Below are 24,908 nucleotides of genomic sequence, written 5' to 3'. Positions count from 1 at the left end.
CGGGGTGACCGGCCCCGTACCTCGGGGTAGGTTCCGAGACATGGCACGCAGCACCCACATCGTGACCAACCAGGCCCCCCCGCTCGTCGGACACGACGTCTTCACCGCCGACCGCGCCCTGCTCGCGGCCGTCGAACGGCACGTCGCCCCGGACCTGCTCGACGAGGCCCTGGACGAGCTCTCGGCGTTCGGCCGCACCTGCGGCTCGGCGCAGGTGCAGGAGTGGGGGGTGCTCGCCAACCAGCACCCGCCCGCACTGCGCACCCACGACCGCTACGGGCACCGCGTCGACGAGGTCGAGTTCCACCCGTCCTGGCACCGGCTGCTCGGCAAGGGCGTGGCCGCGGGCCTGACGGCGGCCTGGGCCCGGCCGGCCGGGCACGTGCGCCGGGCGGCGGGATTCTTGATGTGGACGCAGGTCGAGGCCGGCAACGGCTGCCCGCTGTCCATGACCCACGCCGCCGTGCCCGCGCTGCGCACCGACCCGGCGCTCGCCGCCGAATGGGAGCCGCGGCTCACGTCGATGATCTACGACCGCGATCAGCGGCCCGCCGGGCAGAAGGCCGGGGCGCTGTTCGGGATGGGCATGACGGAGAAGCAGGGCGGCAGCGACGTCCGCGCCAACACCACCGTCGCCCGGCCCCTCGCGCAGGACGGGACGTACGAGCTGACCGGCCACAAGTGGTTCTGCTCGGCCCCCATGTCGGACGGCTTCCTGGTGCTGGCACAGGCTCCGGGCGGGCTGACCTGTTTCCTCGTGCCGCGGATCCTCGACGACGGCGTCGCCAACGTGTTCCTGATCCAGCGCCTGAAGGACAAGCTCGGCAACCGCTCCAACGCCTCCGCCGAGGTCGAGTTCGACGGGACCTGGGCGCGCCGGGTCGGCGACGAGGGGCGCGGGGTGCGGACCATCATCGAGATGGTCGCCGCGACCCGGCTCGACTGCGTGCTCGGCTCCGCGGGCCTGATGCGGCAGGCCGTCGCGCAGGCGATCCACCACTGCACCCACCGGGAGGCGTTCGGCGGCAAGCTGATCGACAAGCCGCTGATGCGCAACGTCCTGGCCGATCTCGCCCTCGAGTCCGAGGCCGCGACGACGCTGGGGCTGCGGCTCGCCGCCGCCTACGACGACGGCGGCGAGCAGGAGCGGGCGTTCCTGCGGCTCGCGGTGCCCGCCGCCAAGTACTGGGTGACCAAGCGCTGTGCGCCGGTGGCGGTGGAGGCTGCCGAGTGCCTCGGAGGAAACGGTTACGTCGAGGAGTCGGGGTTGCCCCGGCTGGTCCGCGAGTCGCCGCTCAACTCGATCTGGGAGGGCGCGGGCAACGTCCAGGCGCTGGACGTGCTGCGCGCGTTGCAGCGTGAGCCGTCGGCCCTCGACGCCCTGCTCCAGGAGGTCGGGCGGGCCCGCGGCGCCGACCACCGGCTGGACGCCGCGATCAAGAACCTGCTGACCGAACTGGCCGATCTGGAAGGCGTCGAGGCCCGCGCCCGGCGGGTGGTCGAGCGGCTCGCGCTGGTGCTCCAGGGCGCGCTCCTCGTCCGGTACGCGCCACCGGAGGTCGCCGACGCGTTCTGCGGCTCACGGCTGGGCGGCGACTGGGGGCACGCCTTCGGGACCCTGCCGCACACCCTGGACCTGGCGTCCGTGGTGGAGCGGGCGCGGCCGGTCTCCTGACGTCTGCTCCGGGGCGCCGACAGGGGTGGTGCTGCGCCGACACGGCACCACCCCTGCCCCTGCCGGCCCGTTGAGGCCCAGCGCGCCGCACGGGCGACGTCGCTCAAGTTTCAGACAGCGGGGGTCGGTCCACCAGGGTTGCAAGGGGTTGCAACTTTCCGGTGTCTGTGACCGGACTCGGCCCCTCCGTCGCCGGGCGGGCGGCAGTATGGGACGCACATGCAGGACGCGACCGGAAAACGACGCCACCAGGCCTTGACAGCCGGTCGCACATCAGTGTGAACCCGGGGGAGGACCTCAGTGCCGCGGTCGCCTATGAATGTGTCGCACCTGGCCGCCGTCGACGCGCCACGGGCCGCGCGGGTGCTCAGCGCCTTACGCGACGACGCCCTCGCCGGCCGCAGTCCGCACCTCGCCCCCCGCCCGGTGATCGGGGAGTCCTGGGGGCGGATGCTGCGCACCGGCGTCGACCCGGACCACGATTTCCGATCCGGTCTGCTGCCGCCGGAGGAAGTGCTGCGCCGGCGCGAGGAGTCGCCGCTGCGGCATGTGCTGCCGGTGCTCAGGGAAGGCCTGGTCTCCGTCGCGGACGCGGCCCAGCACATCATGGTGATCGCCGACGCGGAGGGCCGGGTGCTGTGGCGTGAGGGCAGTGCCGCGGTGCTGCGCAAGGCGGACGGGCTGGGTTTCCTGCTCGGCGCCGACTGGGCGGAGGACACCGTAGGCACCAACGGCGTCGGCACACCGGCCGTGGTACGGCGGCCCGTTCAGGTGTTCGGCGCCGAGCATTTCGTGCGCTCGCACACCTCGTGGACCTGTGCCGGCGCCCCCCTCACCGATCCGCGTGACGGGCGGCTGATCGGCGTGGTGGACGTCAGCGGGCCGCTGGAGACGATGCATCCGGCCACCCTCGCCTGGGTCGACTCGGTGGCCAAGCTCGCCGAGGCCCGGTTGCGGGAGTTGCATCTGACCGCGCTGGAAGGGCTGCGCGCCGTGGCCGCACCGGTGCTGGCCCGGCTGACCGGCCGCGCGCTGGTGGTGGACCGTGAGGGCTGGACGGCGGCGGTGACGGGGATGCCGTACACCAGCCGGATCGCGCTGCCCAAGGCGCTGTCGCCGGGCCGCCGTCCGCTGCCCCTGCTGGGGCCGTGCGGGGTGGAACCGCTGGCCGAGGGCTGGCTGGTGCGGCCCGCCGACGAGCCGCTGCCCTCCGGTGACACCCGGATCGTGCTGGATCTGGGGCAACCGCGCCGCTGGACCGTCACGGTGTCGGGCAGCGCCGGTTCCTGGGCCCACGAACTGAGCCCGCGGCACGCCGAGTTGCTGTTCCTGCTGGCCGAGCACCGGGCAGGCCGCACCGCCGCGCAACTCGCCGCGGACGTGTTCGGCGACCCGCGCCGCACGGTGACGGTGCGTGCCGAGATGTCGCGGGTGAGGCGGTATCTGGGGGGAGTTCTGGAGCACCGGCCGTATCGTTTCTGCGATGAGGCCGAGGTACAGGTGGTCGTCCCGCCCGAGCCGTCCGGCCTGCTGCCGCACTCCAGCGCGCCCGAGGTGCTCCGGGCGCGGGAGGCCCCGGCCACCTCCTGGCGGCGCTCTGACCCGGCGTGAGGTTACACACCGTGACAGCAGGGTATGCCGTCGCCGTACATCCGATGGCGACTTTCACGGATCCGAGGGCTTCTTCCGCGTATTTACGGGGTCTTCGTCCCCGCTCCGCCGTACCTGACGTAGCATCCCCTACCGGGCCACCCCACCTGCTCCCAGGTCAACGCACGGATCAACAGGCGCAGTTGGCCCACCTCGGGAGGACAGATGAAGCAACGCGGCAGACACCGCCGACGCAAGCGGGGCCAGGCGCTGCGGGCGTTCCTGGCCGGGACCGCTCTCGCGCTCACCGGCGCCGCCACCCTGATCAGCACCTCCCAGGCCACGTCCGGCAGCGACCCGGGCGCCCTGAAGCCGATGACCTCCGCGCCCTCCCTGGCAGATCTGCGCCTGAGCCAGAAGCCGCTCGCGCGGCCGGCGCCCGACGGACCGGCCCGGCCCGTCGGTGTCGCCGCCGTCCTCGCGGACGCCGACCGCGGCCTGCGTGCCGCGGCCGACTGCGACGGTGCCGACCGCTCCGCGCTGCCGATAGCGCCCGCCGCCACCCGGGCGCACTGCTGGGACGAGGCCGGCACCGAGAAATGGCACACCGGCGCCCTGACCACCTCGGGGGACGCCGACGACGACGGCCGCTGGGGCGCGAACCGCGTGATCCTGGCCGGCTGGAGCGACCAGCGCGGCCACTCTCGGGTCGCCTTCGTCGACGCCAACGATCCGGAGCGGCTCACCTACACCTGGGTCGCGCTCACCGTGCCCGCGGACGGCGACCCCGTCGGCCGCCCGCTCGTCTCGCCACTGACCGGCATGGTCTGGTACCAGGACAAGCTGCTCGTCACCGCCGAGGAGGGGCGCGGCCTCTACGTCTACGACCTGGACCGCATCCGGCGCGCCTCCGCCGACACCGCCGCGCCCACGCCACCGGCGCGGGGCGACCGCTACACCCTGCCCGCCGTCCGCGCGTACCGTCTGACCGGCGCCCGGATCGGCGCGCTCTCCCTGGACCGCAGCACCACACCCGACAGCCTGGTCGCGAGCGAGTCCGTCCCGGCGGACGGCGACCGGCCGACCCGGCTGTGGCGCTACGGGCTCGACGACGACCCCTCCGGGGCCGGCCTGCTGGGCACCGCGCCGCAGGAGGCCTACGAGACGAAGGCCACCGACGTCCGCGGTGTGCTCGCCCACCGGTCCCGGTGGTACCTGGCCCGCACGGCGGGCGAGCACGGGACGCTGTGGCGGCAGGACGGCGACGGCGCGCGGGTCGCGCGGTGCGGGACGGACGAGACGTACCTGTGCTGGAGCGGCCCCGCGCAGTCCCTCTCCTACTGGGAGGAGAGCGGCGAGGTCTGGTCGCAGTCGGGGCGGATGCTGTTCTCGCTGCCGCTGGACACGATCGACAGGGCGCTGGGCTAGATGATTCCCTGACCGGTATGACGAACATCCCCGTGACCACCTGGTCCCTGGAGCAGACCGCCCCCACGGACCTGCTCCCGGCCGCGGCGCCGGAGGGCGACGTGCGGATCGTCCGCGCCGAGGTGCCCTCCCCCGAGTTCAGCCGTTTCCTGTACGCGTCCGTGGGCGGGGACATCCGCTGGACGGACCGGCTGGCCTGGCCGTACGCGCGCTGGCAGGAGCACCTGGGGCGGCCCGGGGTGGAGACGTGGGTGGCCCACGACCGGGGCACGCCCGCCGGGTACGTGGAACTGGAGCCGCAGGACGACGGTGTGGTGGAGATCGTCTACTTCGGCCTCGCTCCCGCCTTCCGGGGCCGCCGCATCGGTGGGCACCTGCTGGCGTACGGGGCCGCCCGCGCGTGGGATCTCGCCGAGCGGTGGCCGGGTCTCGCCGCGACGAAGCGAGTCTGGCTGCACACCTGCAGCAAGGACGGCGAGCACGCCATGGACAACTACCTGCGCCGCGGCTTCACGCTGTTCGACACCAAGGTCGAGGAGGAGCCGGACGTCGCGACGCCCGGCCCCTGGCCCGGCGCGTACCCCGTCTGACCTGGCCGGACAAGACGCCGTTCTGGCCATGTGACCGAGGACACCCTTGTTCCACATTCCGGGACAAGGGTGTCCACATTTTGGATAAAGCTGGACTGTGTCCAGATCGCCGTGACACGCTTCCGTCATGTCTGGAACTGGAATTGCCTTGGTGAGTCGGCGGCACGTCGACCTCGGCCGCATGTCCAGCGCCATCTGTCCGGCGAGCTGAGACCTCTCCAGCAGCGCCGATCCCCCCAGCTTCGTCTGTTCCTGCGCAACGCTGCGCCCGTACGCCCGCATGCTCTCGTACGCGCAGGTCAGAGCCGCTTTCCGCCTGTCCCGAAGGACGTAGACACCATGGCCGCCAACCCGCAGAACCCTGCTGCCGCGAGTTCCCGCCGCAAGGTGAGCCGTCACCGCGGTGAGGGTCAGTGGGCCGCGGGGCACTTCACCCCGCTCAACGGCAACGAGCAGTTCAAGAAGGACGACGACGGTCTCAATGTGCGGACACGCATTGAGACGATCTACTCCAAGCGGGGTTTCGACTCGATCGACCCCAACGACCTGCGCGGCCGCATGCGCTGGTGGGGCCTGTACACCCAGCGCAGGCCCGGGATCGACGGCGGCAAGACCGCGATCCTGGAGCCGGAGGAGCTGGACGACGAGTACTTCATGCTCCGCGTCCGCATCGACGGCGGCCGGCTCACCACCGAGCAGCTGCGGGTGATCGGTGAGATCTCGCAGGAGTTCGCACGCGGCACGGCCGACATCACCGACCGGCAGAACGTCCAGTACCACTGGATCCGCATCGAGGACGTCCCCGAGATCTGGAACCGCCTGGAGGCGGTGGGCCTGTCCACCACCGAGGCCTGCGGTGACACGCCCCGCGTGATCCTCGGCTCGCCCGTCGCCGGTATCGCCGCCGACGAGATCATCGACGGCACCCCGGCGATCGAGGAGATCCACCGCCGGATCATCGGCAACAAGGACTTCTCGAACCTGCCCCGCAAGTTCAAGTCCGCGATCTCCGGCTCGCCGCTGCTGGACGTGGCGCACGAGATCAACGACATCGCCCTCGTGGGTGTCGTGCACCCCGAGCACGGCCCCGGCTTCGACCTGTGGGTCGGCGGCGGCCTGTCCACCAACCCGAAGATCGGTGTCCGGCTCGGCGCCTGGGTCCCGCTGGACGAGGTGCCGGACGTCTTCGAGGGCGTCATCTCGATCTTCCGTGACCACGGCTACCGGCGGCTGCGCACCCGTGCCCGCCTGAAGTTCCTGGTGGCCGACTGGGGCGCGGAGAAGTTCCGTCAGGTGCTGGAGGACGAGTACCTGGGGCGCAAGCTGACCGACGGCCCCGCGCCCGCGCAGCCCGTGGAGCGCTGGCGCGACCACGTCGGGGTGCACCGGCAGAACGACGGCCGGTTCTACGTCGGTTTCGCACCCCGGGTCGGCCGCGTGGACGGCGCCACGCTGACGAAGATCGCCGAGGTGGCGGAGGCGCACGGCTCGGGCCGGGTCCGCACCACCGTCGAGCAGAAGATGATCGTGCTGGACGTCGAGGAGTCGCAGGTCGACTCGCTCGTCGAGGGCCTTCAGGCGCTGGACCTCACGGTCAGCCCGTCGCCGTTCCGGCGCGGCACGATGGCCTGCACCGGCATCGAGTTCTGCAAGCTCGCCATCGTCGAGACCAAGGCGCGCGGCGCCTTGCTGATCGACGAGCTGGAGCGCCGGATCCCGGACTTCGACGAGCCGATCACCATCAACATCAACGGCTGCCCGAACGCCTGCGCCCGTATCCAGGTCGCGGACATCGGTCTCAAGGGCCAGCTGGTCACGAACGCCGAGGGCGAGCAGGTCGAGGGCTTCCAGGTGCACCTGGGCGGCGCACTCGGCCTGGAGGCCGGGTTCGGCCGCAAGGTGCGCGGCCTGAAGGTCACCTCGCAGGAGCTGCCCGACTACGTCGAACGTGTCCTCAAGCGCTTCCAGGCGGAGCGCGAGGACGGCGAGCGGTTCGCGACCTGGGCGGCCCGCGCCTCCGAGGAGGCCCTTTCGTGAGCGCGGCGACGAGGCGAGCGAAGCGAGGGATGCCCGATGAGTGAGCGTGCCGCACCTTTCTACTGCCCCTACTGCGGCGACGAGGACCTGCGACCGAGCGAGCAGGGCCACGGCGCCTGGGAGTGCGCGGCGTGCAACCGCGCCTTCCAGCTGAAGTTCCTCGGGCTGCTGTCCCGTGGGCTCGCGCAGGACACGAAGGGAGGGGACGAGATATGACGACCGCTCAGGAGACCCGCGGGACCCAGGAGCTGAAGGCGCTCGCCAAGCAGGCGGGCCGCGATCTGGAGGACGCGTCCGCGCTGGAGATCCTCCGGTGGGCGGCGCAGACCTTCGGCGAGCGGTTTTGCGTGACGTCCTCCATGGAGGACGCGGTGGTCGCCCACCTCGCGTCCCGTGTGATGCCCGGCGTCGACGTCGTCTTCCTCGACACCGGCTACCACTTCGAGGAGACCATTGGCACCCGCGACGCCGTCGAGGCGGTGATGGACGTCCACGTCATCACCCTCACCCCGGCGCAGACGGTCGCCGAGCAGGACGCCGAGTACGGCCCGAGGCTGCATGACCGCGACCCCGACCTGTGCTGCTTCCTGCGCAAGGTCAAGCCGCTGGAGCAGGGGCTGGCCGACTACACGGCCTGGGCGACCGGGCTGCGCCGCGACGAGTCCCCGACCCGGGCGGGCACCCCCGTCGTCGCCTGGGACGAGAAGCGCCAGAAGATCAAGATCTCGCCGATCGCCCGCTGGACCCAGGACGACGTGGACGCCTACGTCACCGAGCACGGCGTACTGACCAACCCGCTGCTGACGGACGGCTACGCCTCCATCGGCTGCGCCCCCTGCACCCGCCGCGTGCTGGAGGGCGAGGACGCGCGCGCCGGCCGCTGGGCCGGGCGGTCCAAGACCGAGTGCGGACTGCACGGATGACGACCACCACACCGACCCCTGGGGGGAAGCACGTGAGGAGCGGAGCCACCGTCTGGCTCACGGGCCTGCCGAGCGCCGGCAAGACCACGATCGCGTACGAGCTGGCCGGCCGGCTGCGCGAGGAGGGCCACCTCGTCGAGGTGCTGGACGGCGACGAGATCCGCGAGTTCATCTCCGCGGGCCTGGGCTTCGGCCGCGAGGACCGGCACACCAACGTGCAGCGCATCGGCTTCGTCGCCGAACTGCTGGCCCGTAACGGCGTGACGGCGCTCGTCCCCGTGATCGCGCCGTACACCGACAGCCGCGACGCGGTGCGCAAGCGGCACGCGACGAACGGCACCGCCTACGTCGAGGTGCACGTGGCGACCCCGGTGGAGGTGTGCTCCGTGCGTGACGTGAAGGGGCTGTACGCCAAGCAGGCGGCGGGCGAGCTGACCGGGCTGACCGGCGTGGACGACCCGTACGAGGAGCCCGCCTCGCCCGACCTGCGCATCGAGTCGCAGCACCAGACCGTGCAGGAGTCCGCCGCCTCGGTGTACGCCCTGCTCGCCGAGAGGGGACTGGCATGACGACCGTCGCACCGGTGACCGAGGAGACGGAGACCCCGTACGCCCTCTCGCACCTGGACGCGCTGGAGTCCGAGGCGGTGCACATCTTCCGTGAGGTGGCGGGCGAGTTCGAGCGGCCGGTGATCCTGTTCTCCGGCGGCAAGGACTCCATCGTCATGCTGCATCTGGCGCTGAAGGCGTTCGCTCCGGCCTCGATCCCCTTCTCCCTGCTGCACGTCGACACCGGGCACAACTTCCCCGAGGTCCTCGACTACCGCGACCGCACGGTGGACCGGCACGGCCTGCGGCTGCACGTCGCGTCCGTGCAGGACTACATCGACCGCGGTGTGCTCAAGGAGCGTCCCGACGGCACCCGCAACCCGCTCCAGACGCTGCCGCTGACGGAGCGGATCCAGGCCGAGCGCTTCGACGCGGTGTTCGGCGGCGGACGCCGCGACGAGGAGAAGGCGCGGGCCAAGGAGCGGGTGTTCTCGCTGCGGGACGAGTTCTCCCAGTGGGACCCGCGCCGGCAGCGGCCCGAGCTGTGGAACCTGTACAACGGCCGCCACGCCGCCGGCGAGCACGTCCGTGTCTTCCCGCTGTCCAACTGGACCGAGCTGGACGTCTGGCAGTACATCGCCCGCGAGGGCATCGAGCTGCCCGAGATCTACTTCGCGCACGAGCGCGAGGTCTTCCGGCGCGGCGGCATGTGGCTGACCGCCGGCGAGTGGGGCGGCCCGAAGGAGGGCGAGACCGTCGAGAAGCGGCAGGTCCGCTACCGCACGGTCGGCGACATGTCCTGCACCGGCGCCGTCGACTCCGACGCCCGGACCCTGGAGCAGGTGATCACCGAGATCGCCGCGTCCCGGCTGACCGAGCGGGGCGCCACCCGGGCCGACGACAAGCTCTCCGAGGCCGCGATGGAAGACCGCAAGCGCGAGGGGTACTTCTAGCCATGACGAGCACCACCGAACCCACCGAGACGCTGTCGGTCGAGCAGCTGTCGGCGACCACCCTGCTGCGGTTCGCCACCGCGGGCTCCGTCGACGACGGCAAGTCCACCCTGGTCGGCCGGCTGCTGCACGACTCCAAGTCGGTCCTCACCGACCAGCTGGAGGCCGTGGAGCGCGTCTCGGCGAGCCGCGGCCAGGAGGGCCCGGACCTCGCGCTGCTCACGGACGGTCTGCGCGCCGAGCGCGAGCAGGGCATCACCATCGACGTGGCGTACCGCTACTTCGCCACCCCGCGCCGCCGGTTCATCCTCGCCGACACCCCGGGGCACGTGCAGTACACCCGGAACATGGTCACGGGCGCCTCCACCGCCGAGCTGACGGTCATCCTGGTCGACGCCCGCAACGGCGTCGTCGAGCAGACCCGCCGGCACGCCGCCATCGCCGCGCTGCTGCGGGTCCCGCACGTCGTGCTCGCCGTCAACAAGATGGACCTCGCCGGCTACGACGAGAAGGTCTTCGGCCGCATCGCCGAGGAGTTCACGGCGTACGCCACCGAGCTCGGCGTCCCGGAGGTCACCGCGATCCCGATCTCCGCGCTGAACGGCGACAACGTCGTGGAACCGTCCGCGAACATGGACTGGTACGGCGGCCCGACCGTCCTGGAGCACCTGGAGACCGTTCCGGTCAGCCACGACCTGGCGCACTGCCACGCCCGCCTGCCCGTGCAGTTCGTGATCCGGCCGCAGACCGCGGAGCACCCGGACTACCGGGGCTACGCGGGGCAGATCGCGGCGGGCACCTTCCGCGTCGGCGAGCAGATCACGGTGCTGCCGTCCGGCCGTTCCACGAAGATCTCCGGCATCGACGTGCTGGGCAGGCCGGTCGACGTCGCCTGGACCGCGCAGTCGGTCACCCTCCTGCTGGAGGACGACATCGACGTCTCGCGCGGCGATCTCATCGTGCCCAGCAAGGACGCGCCGCCCACCACCCAGGACATCGAGGCGACCGTCTGCCACGTTGCCGACCAGCCGCTGACGGTCGGCCACCGGGTGCTGCTCAAGCACGGCACACGCACGGTCAAGGCACTGGTCAAGGACATCCCGTCCCGGCTGACCCTGGACGACCTGTCCCTGCACCCGCACCCGGGGCAGCTCGCCGCCAACGACATCGGCCGGGTCAAGGTCCGCACCGCCGAGCCGCTGCCGGTCGACTCCTACGCCGACTCGCGGCGCACGGGCTCGTTCATCCTGATCGACCCGGGCGACGGCACCACGCTGACCGCGGGCATGGTCGGCGAGTCGTTCGCCGCCCCGGAGCCGGTCCGCAACGAGGCCGACGACGACGGATGGGACTTCTGACCATGCGCCCGAACGACATCTGCCCGTCGGGCTGCCAGGGCGGGGTGGCGCGATGTCCGTGAAGCGCACGCGCCGCTCCGGGCGCCGAGAATCCGCCGACCCCCCGGCCACGACCTGAGGTGTCGTGACGCCGGGCCACCGAGAGGAACACCTCCCGTGCCTGCCACCACCGCTCTGCGCCGCTCGCTCGTGGCGACGGCCGTGCTGCCGCTGCTCGCGCTCGCGGCCTGCGGCTACGGCTCCCAGGCCAGGAACGACGACACCGTCCAGGTCGCCGCCGGGGCGAAGAAGGTCGACGGTCTGGACTCCGTCCGGATCGGCTACTTCGGCAACCTCACCCACGCCACCGCGCTGGTCGGCAGGCAGCAGGGTTTCTTCCAGAAGGAACTCGGCGCCACCAAGGCCGAGTACGCCACCTTCAACGCCGGGCCCTCCGAGATCGAGGCGCTCAACTCGGGCTCGGTCGACATCGGCTGGATCGGCCCGTCGCCGGCGATCAACGGCTACATCAAGTCGGGCGGCGAGAACCTGCGGATCATCAGCGGTGCGGCGTCGGGCGGGGTCAAGCTCGTGGTCGACCCGGACAAGATCAAGTCCCTGGCGGACGTCAAGGGCAAGCGGATCGGCACCCCGCAGCTCGGCAACACGCAGGACGTGGCCTTCCTGAACTGGATCTCCGAGCAGGGCTGGAAGGTGGACGCGCAGAGCGGCCGGGGCGACGTCTCCGTGGTGCGCACGGACAACAAGGTGGTCCCGGACGCCTACAGGTCGGGGTCCGTCGACGGCGCCTGGGTGCCCGAGCCGACGGCTTCGAAGCTGGTCGTCGAAGGCGGGAAGGTGCTGCTCGACGAGGCCGACCTGTGGCCGGACAAGAAGTTCGTCATCACGAACGTCATCGTGTCGCAGAGCTTCCTCAAGGAGCACCCGAGGGCCGTGGAAGCGGTGCTGCGGGCCTCCGTGGGCACCAACAAGTGGATCGACGCCCACCCCGGCCCGGCGAAGGCGGCGGCCAACCGGCAGCTCCAGGAGGACACCGGCAAACCGCTGCCGCCCGAGGTGCTGGACCCGGCGTGGAAGTCGATCCACGTCACCGACGACCCGCTCGCCGCGACGCTCGACGTCCAGGCGCGGCACGCGGTGAAGGCCGGGCTGCTGGAGCGGCCCGACCTGAAGGGCATCTACGACCTCCGGCCGCTGAACAAGATCCTCGCCGCCGACGGCGAGGCGACCGTCTCCGACGCCGGTCTCGGCGCCGCTTCATGAGTCCACGATCAGTTTTCAGGAGGTGACGACCATGGCCACGACCTTCGCCAAGGCCGCCGACGCCGCTACGTCGGTGGAGCACGCCGCGCGCATCGAGCACGTCTCGAAGTCCTTCGCCGGCCCCGCCGGGCCTCAGCTCGTCCTCGACGACATCTCGCTCGATGTCGCGCCGGGCGAGTTCGTCACCCTCCTCGGGGCCTCGGGCTGCGGCAAGTCCACGCTGCTGAACCTGGTGGCGGGGCTCGACAGGCCGTCGGCCGGTTCGATCGCGACCGACGGCCGCCCGGCGCTGATGTTCCAGGAGCACGCCCTGTTCCCGTGGCTGACCGCGGGCAAGAACATCGAGCTCGCCCTGAAGCTGCGCGGGGTGCCCAAGGCGGACCGGCGCGGCCGCGCGGAGGAACTGCTGGAACTGGTCAGGCTCCAGGGGGCGTACGGCAAGCGGGTGCACGAGCTGTCCGGCGGCATGCGCCAGCGGGTCGCGCTGGCCCGCGCGCTCGCGCAGGACAGCAGCCTGCTGCTGATGGACGAGCCGTTCGCGGCGCTGGACGCGATCACCCGTGACGTGCTGCACGACGAGCTGACCAGGATCTGGAAGGAGACACGGGTGTCCGTGCTCTTCGTGACGCACAACGTGCGGGAGGCGGCGCGGCTCGCGCAGCGCGTCGTCCTGCTGTCGTCGCGTCCGGGACGCGTCGCGCGCGAGTGGACGGTGGACATCCCGCAGCCGCGCCGCATCGAGGACGCCGCGGTGGCGGAACTGTCCCGTGAGATCACCGAGGAACTGCGTGGGGAGATCCGCCGACATGGCCAGCACTGACACGCCCGCCGTCAAGGACGGCCACGACCTGGCCGGCGTCGAGGCGGGACTGGACGCCCTGGACACGGTGCACACGCGCCGCACGCCGCTGCGTACGACGCTCACGCAGAAGGTCGTGCCGCCGCTCACCGCGGTCGTGCTGGTGCTCGCGGTGTGGCAGGCGCTGGTCTCCTTCGGCGTCGTCGACGACCCCGGCAAGCTGCCCTCGCCCTCCGACGTGTGGGGCGAGGTGCGCACCGCCTGGCTCCAGGGCACGCTGCTCGACTACATCTGGACCAGCGTCTCGCGCGGTCTGCTCGGCTTCCTGATGGCGCTCGCCATCGGCACCCCGCTGGGCCTGCTGGTGGCGCGGGTGCGGTTCGTGCGGGCCGCGATCGGCCCGATCCTGTCCGGCCTGCAGTCGCTGCCGTCGGTGGCCTGGGTGCCGCCGGCCGTCATCTGGCTCGGCCTGAACAACTCGATGATGTACGCCGTGATCCTGCTCGGCGCGGTCCCCTCCATCGCCAACGGCCTCGTCTCGGGCGTCGACCAGGTGCCGCCGCTCTACCTGCGGGCCGGGCGCACCCTCGGCGCGACCGGCCTGAAGGGCACCTGGCACATCGTGATGCCGGCCGCGCTGCCCGGCTACCTCGCCGGCCTCAAGCAGGGCTGGGCGTTCGCCTGGCGGTCCCTGATGGCCGCCGAGATCATCGCCTCCTCCCCCGACCTGGGCGTGGGACTCGGCCAGTTGCTGGAGAACGGCCGCAACACCAGCTCCATGTCCATGGTCTTCCTCGCCATCCTGCTCATCCTGATCGTCGGTATCGCCATCGACCTGCTGCTCTTCAGTCCGCTGGAGCGGCGGGTGCTGCGCAGCCGCGGCCTCCTGGTGAAGAGCTGATCCCATGCGCCACGAACCGGTCCTCCTCGTCATCGCCCACGGCAGCCGCGACCCGCGGCACGCCGCGACCGTGCACGCCCTGGTGCGGCGGGTGCGGTCGCTGCGGCCGGGCCTGCGGGTCGAAACCGGCTTCCTGGACTTCACCATCCCGTCCGTGCAGGGCGTGCTGGAGTCCCTGGCGGCGGAGGGCGTCCGCGACGTGGTGGCGCTGCCGCTGCTGCTGACGCGCGCCTTCCACGCGAAGGCGGACATCCCGGCGGTGCTGCGGGAGGCGCCGCGGCGCCTGCGCGTCCGCCAGGCGGAGGTGCTCGGCCCCTCGCCGCTGCTGCTGGCCGCGCTGGAGCGGCGGCTGTACGAGGCGGGGCTTACCCCCGCCGACAAGCCCTCGACCGGGGTCGTCCTGGCCTCGGCGGGGTCCACCGACCCGGAGGCGATCGCAGTGATCGCAGAAATCGCGCGGGAGTGGCGGCACACCGGTTGGTGCGCCGTGCGGCCTGCGTTCGCCTCCGCGTCCCTGCCCCGCACCGAGGTCGCGATCCGCGAGCTGCGCGCCCTCGGCTGCGAGCGCGTCGCCGTCGCGCCCTACGTCCTCGCGCCCGGCTTCCTGCCGGACCGCATCGCCCGGGGCGCCGCCGAGGCGGACGTCCTGGCCGGTGTGCTGGGTCCGGCGCCGGAGGTGGCCCGCCTGCTGCTGCGGCGCTACGACGGGGCGCGGGCGCCGCTGCTCGCGGCCGTCGGGGCCTGAGGCCGTCCGGGTCCCGCCGCAGGCTCCGTCAGTCGAAACGGAGCCCTCCGGTGCGGGTCCGCTTGAGCTCGAAGAAGTCCGGGTCGCCGGCCAGGACGCGGAGGCTGTCGAAGAGCTCGGCCGCGCGCGGGCCGCGCGGAACGGCGCGGAGCACGGGGCCGAACCACACCGTCTTGTCGACGTGGACGGTGGGAGTCCCGACGTAGCGCCCGGATTCGGCCTCCGCGCCCGCCGCGTGGCTGCGGCGGACCGCCTCGTCGTACGCCGGGTCGTGCGCGGCGGCGGCGAGGTCGGCGTCGAGTCCCAGCTCGGCCAGCGCCTCGGCGATCACCACGTCGAAGTCCCCGGCCTCGCGCTCGTGGATGCGCACGCCGAGGGCGGTGTACAGGTCGCGCAGCACCTTCTCGCCGTGCCGCTCCGCCGCGGCCACCGCCACCCGCACCGGGCCGATCGATCTGTCGACCAGGTCCCGGTACCAGTCGGGGAGTTCGCCCCCGAGGTTGTGCAGGTACAGGCTCATCACATGGAAGCGTAGGTCGAGCCGGCGGTGCCGTTCCACCTCCAGCAGCCAGCGCGAGGTGATCCAGGCGAAGGGGCAGGCGGGGTCGAACCAGCAGTCGACGCGGGTGGTGGCGGAGTCATTCATGCCGGCGATGCTAGCCGCGCAGTGGCACGGAACTCTGGTCCATTCAAGGGGAGTTCCCGTGGGCCACTTCCGTCACTCAGCCGCCGGCGCGGTGAGCTCCACCAGCTTGACGACGGTGTTCCAGTTCCTGGTCGTCGCGGTGACGCCCGTGTTCAGCCGCGGCTTGGCCAGGTACTCGGCGAGCTTGGAGCGGCCCAGTCCGTTCGGCGCGTACAGGTACAGGACGCGGTCGCCGCAGCGGAACTCCTCCGGCAGGAAGGCCTCCTGGTCGATCTCCGCGAGACGCCCGGTGTCGACGGGCGCGGAGAAGTAGGTGGCGTGGAGCTGCCTGCCCTCCAGCTCGGCGGCCGGGAACGGGCAGTCGTCGGCGACCGCCTTGAGGTAGGCGTGGTCGCGCACGATGACGTCCACCGCGAAGCCGAACCGGCTCTCGATCGCCCCCGTCAGCTCCGCGGCCAGGGACGCCTCGTCGCCGTGGTCGGCGGTGAACACCGCCTGTCCGCTCTGGAGATACGTCCGCACGCCCCCGTGACCGAGGCTCTCCAGCAGGGTGCGCAGGTCGGCCATCGGGACCTTCTTGCTGCCGCCCACGTTGATCCCGCGCAGCAGCGCCGCATATGTCGTCACCCGTCCACCCTAGGCGGCCGTCGTGCCCCGTGGGGGCGGGCACGACGGCCGGGCCCGGGTCGCGGGCTGCGCGAAACTCTGGCCCATGGAACGGGTCCGGATCAACCGCTACACGCACCTGTGACTTGTTCAACAAGGTTTCGAAATCACGAGTCGGCACAAAGGGTCCCAAGGGCGGATCCCTGATCGTCGGCCCGGAGATCCGCCGATGGATGTAGGGGCCCGGTGTCCTCCCCAGTACTGAGGGCGAGGTGGCCGTCCGGAGGACCCGGGGCCCCCGCGCCTCACCGGGCAGCACGACGAGACGGCCTTGTCCGGCCCCTACCTTCGAGACGGAAGGTGCCGGCAGGGGGCCGTCACCGCTCACGAGGGGGCAGCCCGTCATGGGGAACGGAGACATACGCGTGCGGGGACTCGCCGCCCGGGCCGGCGGCTGGAGTGCCCGGCACCGATGGGCGGCCGTCGGTATCTGGGTGCTGTTCGTCGTCCTGGCGATGGGGCTGGGTTCGGCCGCCGGCCGGGTCGAGGTCGACGACAGCGATCAGCTCAAGGGCGAGACCCACACCGCCGCGCGGATCGTCGAGGACGCCGGGATCGAGGAGCCGGCCGGTGAGACGGTCCTCATCCAGTCGAAGGACGGCGGACCGCGGGCCACCGACCCGGCGTTCCGGGCGGCCGTCGCCGACGTCGTCGAGGCCGTCGAGGCGACCGGCGAGGTCACGGACGTCACCACGCCGTACGACACGAAAACCATCTCCGAGGACGGGCGCAGCGCGCTGGTGCGGTTCGACATGCGGGGGGCGTCGGACACCGCGGGCGAGCGGGTCGAGCCGGTGCTGGAGGCCGTCGAGCGGGTCCAGCGCGACCACGGGTCGCTGCGGATCGAGGAGATCGGCGGCGCCAGCATGACGAAGACGTTCGACGACGCGTTCGGCGACGACTTCCGCAAGGCCGAGTACTCGGCCGTGCCGGTCGCCCTCGGCATCCTGCTCATCGCGTTCGGCGCGCTGGTGGCGGCGCTGCTGCCGGTCGCACTGGCGCTCACCGCGATCATGGCGACGATGGGCCTGATGGGCGTCGTGAGCCATGTGATGCCGATGAGCGAGACCGCCAACTCCGTGATGCTGCTGGTCGGTCTGGCCGTCGGCGTCGACTACTGCCTGTTCTATCTGCGCCGTGAGCGGGAGGAGCGCGAGGCCGGCCGGGACGCGCAGACGGCGCTCCGGGTCGCCGCGGCCACCAGTGGGCGCGCGATCATCGTCTCCGGTGTCACGGTGTGCGTGGCGATGGCGGGCATGCTCTTCACCGGGCTCGCCGAGTTCGAGGCCATGGGCCTGGCCTCGCTGATGGTGGTCGCGGTGGCCATGGTCGGCTCGGTGACGGTGCTGCCGGCACTGCTGTCGCTGCTGGGCGAGCGGGTGGAGAAGGGGCGGATACCGTTCCTCCGCCGCCGCCGCCGTCGCCGCGGCGCGAGCGGCGAGAGCCGCTTCTGGACGGCCGTGCTGAAGGGGGTCCTGGCCAAGCCCGTCGTCTCCGTCGTCGTGGCCACCGGGGCACTGCTGGCCGTCGCGGCTCCCGCGGTCGGCATGAAGACCCAGAACCTCACGCTGGACCAGGAGTTCGGCGACTCGCTGCCCATCGTGCAGACCTACGACCGGCTCAACGAGGCCTTCCCGGGCGGCTCGGAACCGGCCGAGGTGGTGGTGAGGGCCGAGGACATCAACGCCCCCGAGGTGCAGTCGGCGCTCGCCGACTTCCGGGAGCGGGCGATCAGTTCGGGCGCCTCGCGGGGGCCCGTCGACATCGAGCTGGACGACGCGAAGAACGTCGCCTTCGTCCATGTGCCGCTGGTCGGCGGTTCCGACCTGGACGAGGCGGGCGCCAGCCTGGACAAGCTCCGCGACGAGGTGCGGCCCGCCACGCTCGGCACGGTCGAGGGCGTCGAGGCGCCGATCACCGGCGGGGTCGCCATGTCGAAGGACTTCAACGACCAGCTCGTCGGCGCGGTCGCCCCGGTGTTCGCGTTCGTCGTGGTGTTCGCGTTCCTGCTGATGCTGCTGTCGTTCCGCTCGCTGACGATCGCGATCACCTCGATCGTGCTGAACCTGCTGTCCGTGGGCGCGGCCTACGGCATCCTGGTCGCCGTCTTCCAGCACGGCTGGGGCGCCTCGCTGGTGGGCGCGGAGGGCGTCGGCGCGATCGTCAGCTGGCTGCCGTTGTTCCTGTTCGTGATCCTGTTCGGGCTGTCGATGGACTACCACGTGTTCGTGGTCTCGCGGATTCGCGAGGCACGGCTGCGCGGCCGTACGACACAGGACGCCATCGCGCACGGAGTGGTCACCACGGCGGGGGTCGTGACCAGCGCCGCCGTCATCATGGTCGCCGTCTTCGCGATCTTCGGCACCCTGTCCATGCAGTCGATGAAGCAGATGGGCGTCGGTCTCGCGGCGGCGGTGCTGATCGACGCGACGATCATCCGGGGTGTGCTGCTGCCGGCCGTGATGGCGCTCCTCGGGGAACGCAACTGGTATCTGCCGAAGTGGCTGAACCGGCTTCCGGATCTGACGCACGACGAGTCGGTGGACACACCGGCGCGGGCGCCGCTGGCCGAGAAGGAGGGCGAGCGGGTGCGGGTCTGACCCGGGGCCGTGACCGGCGAGGGCCGTCGGTTCCCGTGGAACCGACGGGCCCTCACTCATGCCCCCGCGGCGGCCAGTTCGGCCTCGATCAGGTCCGCGGCGCGCCTGGTGCCGCCCTCCTCGGCCATCTCCCCCTGGAGGACCGCCAGACGGCGGGCGACCTCGGGGTCGTCGACGAGCGCGAGCGCCGCCTCGCGGAGCGTCTGCGCCGTGGCCTGATCCGCCGGGACATGACGGGCCACGCCGAGGCCCTGGAGCATGTCGGCGTTGCCGAACTGGTCGACCGCCTGCGGCACGGCGATCATCGGCGTGGCCGTGGCCATGCCCTCCTGGCTGCCGCCCGCGCCCGCGTGGGTGACGAACAGGTCGGCCTGCTTGAGGATCGCGAGCTGCGGGACCCACGACCGCACCTCGACGTTCCCCCGCACCTCTCCCAGCTCGGCGGGGTCGACGTGCCTGCCGATCTGGAGCACCACGTGCCAGCCGGGCAGCCCGGCGAACGCCGTCACGCACTCCCGGTAGAACGCCGGCTGCTTGGTGAACGCCGACCCGAGCGAGACCAGCACGACCTTCTCGGCGTCGGCGGGCCGCTGCCAGTCCCCTTCCGCGCCGCGGTCACCCTGGCAGGCGCCGACGAAGCTGTACACCTTCTCGTCGACCCGGTCGGCGTTCGGCTGGAGCGCCTTCGGGATCAGCACGAGGGAACGGTCCGGCCGCCCGGCGAAGGGGTCGGGGTGCCGGGTGATGCCGTTCTCCTCCAGCCAGGCTTGGAAGCGCGCGTAGTAGGCCCGGCCGCGCTCGGTCTTCCTCGGCTCCGCCCACATCGGCTCGGCGACCTCCTCCTCGTACCCCTCCCAGGCCACCAGGTTGGGAGAGAGGGAGACGGCGGGGACGCCCCAGCGGTGGGCCAGCACCCGCGCCGGGTACGAGGCGATGTCGTGCAGCACGAGATCCGGCTCGTCGCCCTCGTACGCCTCGATCAGCTGCGGCAGGGCCTGCATGGCGTCGTTCAGGAAGGGCTCGACGTTGTCGAGCAGCGTGTCGCCCCACGCGGCCGGGTCGTCGTCGGGGCCCGGCAGCGTCGACTTCCAGAGCTTCACCTCGGCACCGGTCTCGGCGACCTTCTCCGCGAACACCGGGGGGATCGCGTACGTCACCCGGTGGCCCCGCGCGACGAGCTCACGGATCACCTCCAGGCTCGGGTTCACGTGGCCGTGGGCGGCGATGGAGAACATGGCGATGTGCGTCATGCCCCCGACCTTAAGCGAGACGATACGTCTCGTGCAACTGCTTTCCCGAGCCCTCCCCGTCAGCGCTGATATCGCGCCAGCACCAGGTTCCCGTCCTCCTCCAGTCGTCTGCGCAGCTCGTCGAGGCCGATCGCGCCGCTGTAGTACTCCTGCAGCGCCGGTGTCGCCACCTTGTCCTTCCACTCGGGATACCCCCGCACGGACTGCGCGGGCGCCGGGCGCAGGTGCGTCGCCAGCGCGGTGCCGGTGGCCCAGCCGTACCGGGCGGAGCGCAGTGCGGGGTCCTTCAGGGCCTCGGTGCCGGTGGGCAGCATCCAGTCGCCCAGGGCGAGGCGCACCATGTTCCGCGGCCGGAGCAGGAAGTCGACGAAGGCGGCCGCCTCCTTCTTGTGCGGGCTGTCCTCGGCGACGGACAGGGTCTGCGGGCTGACCCCCTGGGCGAGCCCGCCCGCACCGGCCGGGGCCGGCAGCACCTGCCAGGCGAAGCCCTCCGGCGCCTGCTGCACGATCTGCTGACGGTAGGAGAAGCCGAGCGGCACCATCGCGTACTTGCCGCCGAAGAATCCCGGGAGCGTGTCCGAACCGCCGCTGCCGAGCGTCGAAGCCGCCGCACTGGCATCCGAGCCGACCTGGTCGTGGATGGTGCGCGGCACCACCGCGTCGCCCGCCTCGAAGCGGACCGTGACCTTGCCGTCCGCGCCCCGATGGAAGAGCTGCCCGCCCGCCGACAGGGAGAGGTTGAGCGTGGCCGAGACGGGTTCCTTCAGCGGCCAGGCCACCCCGTACCTCCCCTCGGCGCTGAGCTCCTTCGTCACCTCGCGGAACTCCTCCCACGTCCACGGCTCCTCGGGGGTCGGGATCCGCACCCCCGACTCCTTCAGCCAGGTCGCGTTCGCGATGAGCACCCGTGGCTCCTGGAGGAAGGGCACTCCGTAGATCCCGTCCCCGAAGGTCACCGTCTCCCAGCTCCGCCGCGGGATGTCGGCCTGGAGCCGCTCGGACAGCAGACCGGTGAGGTCGGCGAGGTAGCCGCCGTACGCGAAGTCGGCGAGGTCGTCGGAGGCGTCGTGGATGATGTCCGGTGCCTCACCGCCCTCGAAGGAGGTCAGGAGCTGGTCGTGGACGCTGTCCCAGCTGCCCTGGACGTACTCGACGCGGACGTCCGGATGGGCGGCGTTCCACTCCGCCACCAGCTCCTTGTTGACCTCCACGGACTCCTGCTGCCAGGCCAGGGACTGGAAGCGGAGGGTGATCCCGCCGTCCGGGGAGTCCTCCCGCGCGCCGCCCGTGCAGGCGGTGAGCAGCATCAGCGCGGCCGCGACGATCCCTGCCCGCCTCCCGCGCATCAGCCTTTCACCGCCCCGGCGAGCATGCCGCCCGTGATCCGCCGCTGGATCAGGGCGAAGACGAGCAGGGAGGGCAGGGTCGCGAGGAACGCGGCGGCGGCGAGAGGACCGAGGTCGGCCACGCCCTCGGCGCCGATGAAATGGGTGAGGATCACGGGCAGTGTCTGTTTCTCCGGGGTCTTGAGCAGGACCAGGGCGAAGAAGAACTCGTTCCAGGCGGTGATGAAGGCGAACAGGGCCGTCGCCACGATCCCCGGCGCCAGCAGCGGCGCCGTCACCGACACCAGCGTCCGCAGCCGGCCGGCACCGTCGACCGCCGCCGCCTCCTCCAGTTCGGCCGGCACGGCCCGGACGTAGCCGACCAGCATCCACAGCGCGAAGGGCAGCGCCCAGACGACGTAGACCATCACCAGGCCCGCCAGGGAGTCGATCAGCCGCAGGTTCTTCAGCACCAGGAAGAGCGGGATGATCACCAGCACGAAGGGGAACGCCTGGCTGACCACGACCCAGCCGGTCGCCGCCCGGGCCGTCCGGGTGCGGTGACGGGCCATCACGTACGCCATCGGCGTCGCGACCAGCACGGCGATCACGGCCGCCCCGGTCGCGGCGAGCAGGGAGTTGAGCGCGGCCCGCAGCAGCGGCTGCTCCTCGAAGGCCTGCCGGAAGTTGTCCAGTGTGGGGTTCTCGGGGATCCACGTGGGGTGCAGACTGCCCAGCTCCTGGGGCGGTTTGAAGGCGGTGGAGAGGAGCCACAGGAAGGGGAAGGCGAGGAAGACGAGATACGCGAGCAACGCCACGTACTGACCGACGCGCGCCCCGGTGCTGGTCCTCATACGTCGTCGCCTCCCCTGAGCCGGCCCACCAGGAAGAGCGCCAGCAGTACCGAGATGACCGCGACCATCACGCAGCCCATCGCTGCCGCGTAGCCGAACTGGCCGTAGCGGAAGGCCTCTTCGTAGGCGAAGAGCATGGGCAGCCGGGTCCGGCCGCCCGGACCGCCACTGGTCAGCACGTAGACCAGGGCGAACGCGTTGAAGTTCCAGATGAAGTTGAGGGCCGTGATGGCGAGGGCGACCGGTCTGAGGGCGGGCCAGGTGACCGTCCAAAAGCGGCGCCAGGCACCCGCGCCGTCGATCGCGGCCGCCTCGTGCAGCTCGCGCGGGGTGTTCTGCAGTCCGGCGAGCAGGGCGACCGTCGTCTGCGGCATCCCCGCCCAGACGCCGACGACGATCACCGCGGGCAGGGCCGTGCCGAGCCCGCTCAGCCAGTCCCGGCCGTCGCCGAGGCCGAGGTCGCGCAGGGTCTCGTTGAGCACGCCCGCGTCCGGGTTGTAGACGAGGCGCCACATGATGCCGACGACGACCTCGGGCATCGCCCACGGCACGATCGCCAGGGCTCGGGCCAGCCAGCGCAGCCTGAGCCGCTCGTTCAGCAGCAGGGCGAGGCCGAGCGCCAGCAGGAACTGCGGCACCGTCACCCCGACCGCCCACACCAGCCCGATCCGGAACGACTCCCAGAACAGCGTGTCCCGCAGCAGGTCCTGGAAGTTCAGGGTGCCGATCCACTCGGTGGGCTCGGTGCGCCCCGCCTGGGCGTCGGTGAACGCCAGCAGGATCCCGTACAGCAGCGGACCCACGCTCAGTACCAGGATCGGGACGAGCGCGGGCAGCACCAGGAACCACGCGCCGTGGTCGCCGCCACGCCGCTGCCGGCCCCGGTCCGGCGCGCGCTCGGCACGCCTCGCCTCGGTCACCACTGTCACGGATCGGCTCCTTTGCGCGGCTCGTGACGTTCCGGAGCCCGGCGGGCCCCCGTCATGGTCGTGAAGGCGGTCGATGTCGTCAAGGGCCCGCGCACACCCTCCGACCTGTGCGAATGCGACACTGGCCGACGGACGGCACGAACGCGGCACCGCGGGATCCTGGCCACGGGCCCCGCGCGGACGGATCACGGAGGCGGACGATGGACGAGGCACGGGCGCGGGACGTACTGGCGGCGGCGGGGGTCCTGCCCGGTGCGGCCCGGGACGCGCGACTCCTCGCCCTCGGCGAGAACGCCGTGTTCGCGGCGGGCGACCTGGTCGTGAAGGTGGGCCGGGACGCCGAACTCGGCGACCGGGCGCGCCGGGAGGTGTCCGTCGCCCGGTGGCTCGCGGAGGCCGGGGTCCCCGCGGTCCGGGCGGCCCAGGACACCGCGCTGCTCGTCGAGGGACACCCGGTGACCGTGTGGCACCGGCTGCCCGATCCCGTACGGCCCGCCGAGCCCCGGGATCTGGCCGAACTGCTCCGGGTCGTCCACGCACTGCCCTCCCCCTCCTTCGCCCTGCCGCCCCGCGCGCTGCTGGGCGGGGTGGAACGCTGGCTGCGGCTCGCCGGGGACGCGATCGACCCGGCGGACGCGGCATATCTGCGGGAGCGGCGCGACGGGTTCGCGGGGGCCGCGGCGGCGCTCACCCCGCATGTGCCGCCCGGCCCGATCCACGGCGACGCGCTGCCCCGCAATGTGCACATCGGACCGGACGGACCGGTGCTGGTCGATCTGGAGACCTTCTCCGCCGACCTGCGCGAGCACGATCTGGTGGTGATGGCCCTCTCCCGCGACCGCTACGGCCTGCCGGCCGAGGCGTACGACTCGTTCACCGAGGCGTACGGCTGGGACGTGCGCGAATGGGAGGGTTGTGCGGTGCTGCGCGGGGCGCGGGAGACGGCCAGTTGCGCCTGGGTGGCCCAGCACGCGCCGAGCAACCCCAAGGCGCTGGCCGAGTTCGGGCGCCGCGTGGCCTCCCTGCGGGACGGGGACGAGAGCGTGCGCTGGTATCCGTTCTGAGCGCACGGCCGCTGCCGGGCGGGGGCTCAGACCCGCTCGCCGGCCGGCTCCCGCAGCGGCCACAGCCCGTCCACCACGGCGGTGGCGTCCCCCTTGCGGCGCAGGAACTTCTGGAAGTCCGCCGCCCACTCGGCGTACCACTCGACCTGGCGGCGGTGCAGCTCCGCCGGGCCGAGCCCCGCGATCTTGGGGTGGCGGCCGGCTATCGCGCAGGCCAGCCGGGCCGCGGCCAGCGCGTCGGCGGAGGCGTCGTGCGCGCCGTCGAGGACGATGCCGTACTCCGTGCAGACCGCTTCGAGGTTGCGCTTGCCGCGGCGGTAGCGGTCGACCTGGCGGTCGATGGTGTACGGGTCGATGACCGGCGCCGGGTGCAGGCCGCCGAGGCGGTCACGCAGTGATGGCAGGCCGTGGCGCCGCAGTTCGGCGGAGAGCAGGGTCAGGTCGAAGGCGGCGTTGTAGGCGACCACGGGGACGCCCGTCTTCCAGTACCCCGCGAGGACGTCCGCGATGGCGTCGGCGACCCTGTCGGCCGGCTGGCCCTCGGCGACCGCGCGCTCGTTGCTGATGCCGTGCACCGCCACCGCGTCCGCCGGGATCTCCACTCCCGGATCCGCCAGCCATTCCCGGCGTCCCAGGGGCTGTCCGCCCCTGACCTCGATCACGGCACCCGTGACGATGCGCGCCTCGCGCGGATCGGTCCCGGTCGTCTCCAGGTCGAAGCCGATCAGCAGCTCCCGGTGCCAGCCCATGGGCGGCCCCCCTTC

Annotated in this window: 23 protein-coding genes and 1 pseudogene; 17 read left to right on the top strand and 7 right to left on the bottom strand. The window is 72.1% G+C overall.

What is annotated here, in order from left to right; genetic code table 11:
• Positions 1 to 40: 40 nt before the first annotated feature.
• From ACZ7LV_RS11950 to ACZ7LV_RS11880, 15 genes are all read left to right on the top strand, one after another.
• Entirely contained in the window at positions 41 to 1,675 is a 1,635-nt protein-coding gene (locus ACZ7LV_RS11950) for an acyl-CoA dehydrogenase family protein (protein ID WP_471938335.1), read from the top strand.
• A 315-nt stretch (positions 1,676 to 1,990) separates the two neighbouring features.
• A complete protein-coding gene (locus tag ACZ7LV_RS11945; RefSeq protein ID WP_471938333.1) occupies positions 1,991 to 3,286 on the top strand; it encodes a helix-turn-helix domain-containing protein in 1,296 nt (431 codons plus the stop codon).
• 204 nt (positions 3,287 to 3,490) lie between these two features.
• On the top strand, positions 3,491 to 4,693 hold the full coding sequence (locus ACZ7LV_RS11940) for a hypothetical protein (protein ID WP_471938331.1): 1,203 nt from the start codon (positions 3,491 to 3,493) through the stop codon (positions 4,691 to 4,693).
• A 17-nt stretch (positions 4,694 to 4,710) separates the two neighbouring features.
• The gene (locus tag ACZ7LV_RS11935) at positions 4,711 to 5,283 is read left to right on the top strand and encodes a GNAT family N-acetyltransferase (protein ID WP_471938329.1); all 573 of its coding nucleotides are present in this window, start codon (positions 4,711 to 4,713) and stop codon (positions 5,281 to 5,283) included.
• 127 nt (positions 5,284 to 5,410) lie between these two features.
• Entirely contained in the window at positions 5,411 to 5,494 is an 84-nt protein-coding gene (locus ACZ7LV_RS11930) for a putative leader peptide (RefSeq protein WP_309486338.1), read from the top strand.
• Between the two features lie 128 nt (positions 5,495 to 5,622).
• The gene (locus ACZ7LV_RS11925; protein WP_471938327.1) at positions 5,623 to 7,320 is read left to right on the top strand and encodes a nitrite/sulfite reductase; all 1,698 of its coding nucleotides are present in this window, start codon (positions 5,623 to 5,625) and stop codon (positions 7,318 to 7,320) included.
• 36 nt (positions 7,321 to 7,356) lie between these two features.
• Positions 7,357 to 7,536, top strand: a complete 180-nt coding sequence (locus tag ACZ7LV_RS11920; protein WP_401679107.1) for a hypothetical protein — start codon at positions 7,357 to 7,359, stop codon at positions 7,534 to 7,536.
• Positions 7,533 to 8,243 (top strand): phosphoadenylyl-sulfate reductase, encoded by a 711-nt coding sequence (locus ACZ7LV_RS11915; protein WP_471938325.1) that lies wholly within the window; start codon positions 7,533 to 7,535, stop codon positions 8,241 to 8,243. The genes ACZ7LV_RS11920 and ACZ7LV_RS11915 overlap by 4 nt, the downstream gene beginning before the upstream one ends.
• Positions 8,244 to 8,275: 32 nt before the next feature.
• Positions 8,276 to 8,812 carry an adenylyl-sulfate kinase gene (gene cysC / locus ACZ7LV_RS11910; protein WP_471938323.1) on the top strand — a complete coding sequence of 179 codons (537 nt, stop codon included), beginning with the start codon at positions 8,276 to 8,278 and terminating at the stop codon, positions 8,810 to 8,812.
• The gene (cysD, locus tag ACZ7LV_RS11905) at positions 8,809 to 9,744 is read left to right on the top strand and encodes a sulfate adenylyltransferase subunit CysD (protein ID WP_471938321.1); all 936 of its coding nucleotides are present in this window, start codon (positions 8,809 to 8,811) and stop codon (positions 9,742 to 9,744) included. Before cysC ends, cysD begins: the two co-directional genes overlap by 4 nt.
• Positions 9,745 to 9,746: 2 nt before the next feature.
• Positions 9,747 to 11,102: a sulfate adenylyltransferase subunit 1 gene (locus ACZ7LV_RS11900; RefSeq protein ID WP_471938319.1), complete on the top strand. Its 1,356-nt coding sequence runs from the start codon at positions 9,747 to 9,749 to the stop codon at positions 11,100 to 11,102.
• A gap of 156 nt (positions 11,103 to 11,258) precedes the next feature.
• Entirely contained in the window at positions 11,259 to 12,365 is a 1,107-nt protein-coding gene (locus tag ACZ7LV_RS11895; RefSeq protein WP_471938317.1) for an aliphatic sulfonate ABC transporter substrate-binding protein, read from the top strand.
• A gap of 31 nt (positions 12,366 to 12,396) precedes the next feature.
• Positions 12,397 to 13,185 carry an ABC transporter ATP-binding protein gene (locus ACZ7LV_RS11890; RefSeq protein ID WP_471938315.1) on the top strand — a complete coding sequence of 263 codons (789 nt, stop codon included), beginning with the start codon at positions 12,397 to 12,399 and terminating at the stop codon, positions 13,183 to 13,185.
• A complete protein-coding gene (locus ACZ7LV_RS11885) occupies positions 13,172 to 14,065 on the top strand; it encodes an ABC transporter permease (protein ID WP_471938313.1) in 894 nt (297 codons plus the stop codon). Before ACZ7LV_RS11890 ends, ACZ7LV_RS11885 begins: the two co-directional genes overlap by 14 nt.
• Before the next feature lie 4 nt (positions 14,066 to 14,069).
• A complete protein-coding gene (locus ACZ7LV_RS11880; protein WP_471938311.1) occupies positions 14,070 to 14,810 on the top strand; it encodes a sirohydrochlorin chelatase in 741 nt (246 codons plus the stop codon).
• 28 nt (positions 14,811 to 14,838) lie between these two features.
• On the opposite strand, the gene ACZ7LV_RS11875 is transcribed toward ACZ7LV_RS11880, so the two are convergent.
• Entirely contained in the window at positions 14,839 to 15,456 is a 618-nt protein-coding gene (locus tag ACZ7LV_RS11875) for a DsbA family protein (protein ID WP_471938309.1), read from the bottom strand.
• A 72-nt stretch (positions 15,457 to 15,528) separates the two neighbouring features.
• Positions 15,529 to 16,083: a DUF1697 domain-containing protein gene (locus ACZ7LV_RS11870; protein ID WP_471938307.1), complete on the bottom strand. Its 555-nt coding sequence runs from the start codon at positions 16,081 to 16,083 to the stop codon at positions 15,529 to 15,531.
• 383 nt (positions 16,084 to 16,466) lie between these two features.
• Here ACZ7LV_RS11870 and ACZ7LV_RS11865 point away from each other — a divergent pair, with 383 nt between their 5' ends.
• Positions 16,467 to 18,722 carry an MMPL family transporter gene (locus ACZ7LV_RS11865; RefSeq protein WP_471938305.1) on the top strand — a complete coding sequence of 752 codons (2,256 nt, stop codon included), beginning with the start codon at positions 16,467 to 16,469 and terminating at the stop codon, positions 18,720 to 18,722.
• A 56-nt stretch (positions 18,723 to 18,778) separates the two neighbouring features.
• Here the strand turns inward: ACZ7LV_RS11865 and ACZ7LV_RS11860 are convergent.
• From ACZ7LV_RS11860 to ACZ7LV_RS11845, 4 genes and pseudogenes are all read right to left on the bottom strand, one after another.
• A pseudogene (locus ACZ7LV_RS11860) lies at positions 18,779 to 20,042 on the bottom strand (glycosyltransferase).
• On the bottom strand, positions 20,032 to 21,318 hold the full coding sequence (locus tag ACZ7LV_RS11855) for an ABC transporter substrate-binding protein (protein WP_471938303.1): 1,287 nt from the start codon (positions 21,316 to 21,318) through the stop codon (positions 20,032 to 20,034). The pseudogene ACZ7LV_RS11860 and the gene ACZ7LV_RS11855 overlap by 11 nt, the downstream one beginning before the upstream one ends.
• The gene (locus ACZ7LV_RS11850; protein ID WP_471938301.1) at positions 21,318 to 22,151 is read right to left on the bottom strand and encodes a carbohydrate ABC transporter permease; all 834 of its coding nucleotides are present in this window, start codon (positions 22,149 to 22,151) and stop codon (positions 21,318 to 21,320) included. Before ACZ7LV_RS11850 ends, ACZ7LV_RS11855 begins: the two co-directional genes overlap by 1 nt.
• A complete protein-coding gene (locus ACZ7LV_RS11845) occupies positions 22,148 to 23,080 on the bottom strand; it encodes a carbohydrate ABC transporter permease (protein ID WP_471938299.1) in 933 nt (310 codons plus the stop codon). Before ACZ7LV_RS11845 ends, ACZ7LV_RS11850 begins: the two co-directional genes overlap by 4 nt.
• 200 nt (positions 23,081 to 23,280) lie before the next feature.
• Here ACZ7LV_RS11845 and ACZ7LV_RS11840 point away from each other — a divergent pair, with 200 nt between their 5' ends.
• Complete coding sequence (locus ACZ7LV_RS11840; RefSeq protein WP_471938297.1) at positions 23,281 to 24,144, top strand: phosphotransferase enzyme family protein; 864 nt, start codon at positions 23,281 to 23,283, stop codon at positions 24,142 to 24,144.
• 26 nt (positions 24,145 to 24,170) lie between these two features.
• Here ACZ7LV_RS11840 and ACZ7LV_RS11835 read toward each other — a convergent pair whose 3' ends face one another.
• Positions 24,171 to 24,893, bottom strand: a complete 723-nt coding sequence (locus ACZ7LV_RS11835; RefSeq protein ID WP_471938295.1) for an exonuclease domain-containing protein — start codon at positions 24,891 to 24,893, stop codon at positions 24,171 to 24,173.
• Between the last annotated feature and the right edge of the window lie 15 nt (positions 24,894 to 24,908).

The organism is Streptomyces sp. NPDC107562, assembly GCF_055657325.1.
This window is presented reverse-complemented; position numbering and strand designations above follow the sequence as displayed.

Coding starts and splice junctions, on each gene's coding strand:
- ACZ7LV_RS11950 (WP_471938335.1), top strand. CDS start 41: ATGGCACGCAGCACCCACATCGTGACCAACCAGGCCCCCCCGCTCGTC.
- ACZ7LV_RS11945 (WP_471938333.1), top strand. CDS start 1,991: ATGAATGTGTCGCACCTGGCCGCCGTCGACGCGCCACGGGCCGCGCGG.
- ACZ7LV_RS11940 (WP_471938331.1), top strand. CDS start 3,491: ATGAAGCAACGCGGCAGACACCGCCGACGCAAGCGGGGCCAGGCGCTG.
- ACZ7LV_RS11935 (WP_471938329.1), top strand. CDS start 4,711: ATGACGAACATCCCCGTGACCACCTGGTCCCTGGAGCAGACCGCCCCC.
- ACZ7LV_RS11930 (WP_309486338.1), top strand. CDS start 5,411: ATGTCTGGAACTGGAATTGCCTTGGTGAGTCGGCGGCACGTCGACCTC.
- ACZ7LV_RS11925 (WP_471938327.1), top strand. CDS start 5,623: ATGGCCGCCAACCCGCAGAACCCTGCTGCCGCGAGTTCCCGCCGCAAG.
- ACZ7LV_RS11920 (WP_401679107.1), top strand. CDS start 7,357: ATGAGTGAGCGTGCCGCACCTTTCTACTGCCCCTACTGCGGCGACGAG.
- ACZ7LV_RS11915 (WP_471938325.1), top strand. CDS start 7,533: ATGACGACCGCTCAGGAGACCCGCGGGACCCAGGAGCTGAAGGCGCTC.
- cysD (WP_471938321.1), top strand. CDS start 8,809: ATGACGACCGTCGCACCGGTGACCGAGGAGACGGAGACCCCGTACGCC.
- ACZ7LV_RS11900 (WP_471938319.1), top strand. CDS start 9,747: ATGACGAGCACCACCGAACCCACCGAGACGCTGTCGGTCGAGCAGCTG.
- ACZ7LV_RS11890 (WP_471938315.1), top strand. CDS start 12,397: ATGGCCACGACCTTCGCCAAGGCCGCCGACGCCGCTACGTCGGTGGAG.
- ACZ7LV_RS11885 (WP_471938313.1), top strand. CDS start 13,172: ATGGCCAGCACTGACACGCCCGCCGTCAAGGACGGCCACGACCTGGCC.
- ACZ7LV_RS11880 (WP_471938311.1), top strand. CDS start 14,070: ATGCGCCACGAACCGGTCCTCCTCGTCATCGCCCACGGCAGCCGCGAC.
- ACZ7LV_RS11875 (WP_471938309.1), bottom strand. CDS start 15,456: ATGAATGACTCCGCCACCACCCGCGTCGACTGCTGGTTCGACCCCGCC.
- ACZ7LV_RS11865 (WP_471938305.1), top strand. CDS start 16,467: ATGGGGAACGGAGACATACGCGTGCGGGGACTCGCCGCCCGGGCCGGC.
- ACZ7LV_RS11855 (WP_471938303.1), bottom strand. CDS start 21,318: ATGCGCGGGAGGCGGGCAGGGATCGTCGCGGCCGCGCTGATGCTGCTC.
- ACZ7LV_RS11850 (WP_471938301.1), bottom strand. CDS start 22,151: ATGAGGACCAGCACCGGGGCGCGCGTCGGTCAGTACGTGGCGTTGCTC.
- ACZ7LV_RS11840 (WP_471938297.1), top strand. CDS start 23,281: ATGGACGAGGCACGGGCGCGGGACGTACTGGCGGCGGCGGGGGTCCTG.
- ACZ7LV_RS11835 (WP_471938295.1), bottom strand. CDS start 24,893: ATGGGCTGGCACCGGGAGCTGCTGATCGGCTTCGACCTGGAGACGACC.